Origin of the sequence: Acinetobacter sp. YH16052 (assembly GCF_013417155.1) — a bacterium.
In the GTDB taxonomy this organism is placed as follows: Bacteria; Pseudomonadota; Gammaproteobacteria; order Pseudomonadales; family Moraxellaceae; genus Acinetobacter.
The window spans coordinates 1-3,280 of sequence record NZ_VPEO01000077.1 but is presented as its reverse complement, the minus strand read 5'-3'; the positions used below and the strand labels follow the sequence as shown (position 1 = coordinate 3,280).

Genomic DNA, 3,280 nt, shown 5'->3' with positions numbered 1-3,280 from the left:
GGAGTAGAGCCAGTACTTCTCCAAGCAATTAATAATTCATATAAGCGAACAGCATAAGCACTGCTGAGATTACTAACTTGTTGCAATTCGTATTTAGTGAAATGCTCTTCTAAGCGTGTAATTAAGGGAACTATGGCAGGGGCAAAGATAAGTTTAACTACTGCTTCATTATCTACATATCCAATTTCACTAACCCAACGGGATCTATAGTTCTCAATATTCCCTCGTTCATTTATTTTTTGATAGCTAAATTGTCTTGCAAATAAATCATTACAGGCATCTTTTAATGCTTGATAAGCCGTATTGCGATGTACGCCAAATTGATTGATATAACCTTCTGCATGTACTTCAAGGGGATCATTAGCATTAATACCTTTCCCGCTTTCTCTTGCCTCAACAATGGCCAATAAAATTAAACGTTGTTCTACTAAATCTAAGTTATAGCTTGCATTAATTAAGGCATTGTCTTTTACAACTAATTCTCTCATGAAGCACCAGTATTATTTATTATGCTATGACACAATAATTAATTTTAGTGCTATAAGCAAGGTAAACGGTGTCATATTGCAAGGTAAACGGTGTCATATTGCAAGGTAAACGGTGTCATATTGCAAGGTAAACGGTGTCATATAGCCTTTGAAAGTATTGCCAATAAAGGCTTTCAGCGTGTCTAAAAGTATTTAAAAACTTTAAAATAATTAAAAGCCCAGGCAAGGAAAAATTGCCCTTGGTTTTCGCTACGCTCAAACTCTATTGAATCTCGCTTTCGCTCGATTCGTTGGGGCAATTTTTTGGCTCATTGGGTTGTGACTTTAAGAAAAAGCAAAAGCAGCTCGGAATTCGCTTCGCTCATGAGCTTTTTACTCGCTTCGCTCGATCTAGGGTCAATTTTCTGCATGTGATTTACGCTTATTTAGGCTTCACAGCCTAAAAAGCAGTTTTTCAGGGGATCTAAGCGCGAATTTCAGCGATTTCACTCGTAGACACTCGTTCTGTACCTTTCTTTATTAATCGAGCTGTAATCGCAATTAAAGCACCTTTAAAGGCATATTATTTTTTTAAATAAGATCCTTTCCTGTTGTATGTGGATCATAAGAAAAAGAGGTTTGCTGATTTCTTCCAGCTTTGGTCTCATTTTGGGAAACTTTGATGTTTTGTGTTTTTCCCTGGTGCGGCATTTTTTCGCTGATGCCCATTTTCTGCAAATTTCTTAATAGCGCACTGTAAGAAATATTGTTGGCGAGATCTGGTAAATCTGCATGTATTTCTTTGATGGTGTAGCCTGCTTTTAACCGTTTTTCTATTTCAGGCAAAGCCGCAGTGATGAATCTTTTTGCTCCATGTCGAGTAACCATTTAGATCTCCTCATTCCTATTTTTATGCGATTAAGTGCAATTATATGCGATTAAGTGCAATTATATGCGATTAAGTGCAATTATATGCGATCAAGAGCTTTTATATGCAATTATATGCTTTTAAGTGCGATTATAAAATTTTATAAGCTTTTAATCTCTTTTATGTGCGATTATATGCGATTAAGTGCGAAACCTAATTAAGGTGAAACAGGCAAGATGTGTAATGTTGGTCAACATGCTAGCATTTTGACACCCATTACTCCTGCTTATTCGCTTTTCAAGCTCAACGTGGAATCTTGTCCTGCGGAGCTTTTGGCATAGCCAAATGACAATGGAAATGATGAAAATGAATGAAAAGAAAAAGCCAAAACGGATACGCCAAAAGATCATTAAAGTGGTCGTAACTGATGAAGAAAAAAAGCAGATTGAAGCAAATGCTGCTCAGGCTAATTTATCGGTTTCTCAATATGCACGTGATTTGGGTTTAAGCTATCAGCCCAAAAGTTTGATAGATGTTCAATCGTTTCAGGAAATTCGTAGCATAAAGGAGGATTTCAACAAGATTGGTGGTTTGTTGAAAAATCTTATGAGTGGTGAGGTGACTGATCCGAAAGAGATCCAAACAAAATTAAATGGCTTACTGTTGGACTTATCCAAAAATCAAAATTTGCTTGATCAGCTACTGACTAAAGTAAGATCCAAGATCAAGTTTTAAAAAAAGTGTATGGTCTGTTGCCTTGTATAGTGGCGTTAGCCGCCACTGCGTATAAGAGATTTTATGTTAATCAGATGATTAAAAGGCCCGTAAATAGGGCCTTTCGTATAACGTGTATTATGTTAATTTTAGAGAAACTTTATGATAAGACAAAATCTACAGCTGCTTTTGCATGTATAGAAGTAGTATCAAAGAGAGGGACTGAAAATTTAATATCTCCAATAAGCATACAAATCTCTGTGCACCCTAAGATAACTCCTTCTGCTCCAGAAGATATTAAATCTTCGACAACATTGATATATTTCTTTTGAGACTCTTTGTTTATAACCCCTAAACATAATTCATTATAAATAATATCGTGCACAACTTTTCTATTTGTTTCATTTGGCGTTATTACTTCAAGTCCTTTTTCTTCTAATCTGTTTTTATAAAAATCTTGTTCCATAGTAAAAGCTGTACCAAGCAGACCAATTTTTTTAATATTTTGACTTAAAATTTCCGTAGCTGTTGCATCGGCAATATGAATAAATGGAATAGTAGTTGAATTCTCAATATAAGAAGCCACTTTATGCATCGTATTTGTACAAAGTACAATACCATCGGCCCCTCCTTTTTCTAGTTGAATAGCTCTATCTTTTAAATAAAATCCAGCTTCATCCCAGAGTCCCTTATGTTGTAATTCTTCAATTTCAGCAAAATCAACGCTGATAAGAACAACCTTAGCAGAATGTAATTTTCCTAGCTTCATTTGAACCATTTTATTGATTTGTTGATAGTAAAGATCTGTAGATTCCCAACTCATTCCGCCTAATAAACCAATTGTTTTCAAAGTTGTGCCTTTAAGAAATTAAAAAATCTAACTTATCAATATAATTAAAAGTATCTAGTACAAAATTGCTCATATTTAACATAATGGCGGTTATACGAAGTCGACTTGTAATGCAATTTGCATTACAGTACTCCTAGTACATTAAATAACTGGGAGATATGATGGCTACTGTTAACTTCAGGGTCGATGAAGCCCTTAAAGAAAAATCCTATTCCATCCTTAAAGAACAAGGTATTGCACCTACAGATTTCTTTACTAGTATTCTTGAGTATGTTGCTACGACTGGGAAACTACCTGTCAAAAAAGCTTTGCTTTCAGAAGAAGATGAAGAATTGTTAGCTCTTGTCCGTAAGCGCATTAATGACCCTAAAGAGATGTTTG

General features: G+C 35.1%; 5 protein-coding genes. 2 read left to right on the top strand and 3 right to left on the bottom strand.

The features are described 5' to 3' along the window. Positions 1-488: replication initiation protein RepM (repM, locus tag FTV42_RS15915; protein WP_180039185.1), on the bottom strand; the 488-nt coding region annotated here is incomplete at its 3' end. A 570-nt stretch (positions 489-1,058) separates the two neighbouring features. Then, complete coding sequence (locus FTV42_RS15910) at positions 1,059-1,355, bottom strand: hypothetical protein (RefSeq protein WP_179991840.1); 297 nt, start codon at positions 1,353-1,355, stop codon at positions 1,059-1,061. A 346-nt stretch (positions 1,356-1,701) separates the two neighbouring features. On the opposite strand from FTV42_RS15910, the gene FTV42_RS15905 reads away from it, so the two are divergent. After that, on the top strand, positions 1,702-2,070 hold the full coding sequence (locus FTV42_RS15905) for a LysR family transcriptional regulator (RefSeq protein ID WP_179991841.1): 369 nt from the start codon (positions 1,702-1,704) through the stop codon (positions 2,068-2,070). Between the two features lie 139 nt (positions 2,071-2,209). Here FTV42_RS15905 and FTV42_RS15900 read toward each other — a convergent pair whose 3' ends face one another. After that, positions 2,210-2,899 (bottom strand): aspartate/glutamate racemase family protein, encoded by a 690-nt coding sequence (locus FTV42_RS15900; protein ID WP_180039184.1) that lies wholly within the window; start codon positions 2,897-2,899, stop codon positions 2,210-2,212. A gap of 161 nt (positions 2,900-3,060) precedes the next feature. Between FTV42_RS15900 and FTV42_RS15895 the strand changes: the two genes are divergently transcribed. Continuing rightward, positions 3,061-3,280: type II toxin-antitoxin system RelB/DinJ family antitoxin (locus tag FTV42_RS15895; protein ID WP_180039183.1), on the top strand; the 220-nt coding region annotated here is incomplete at its 3' end.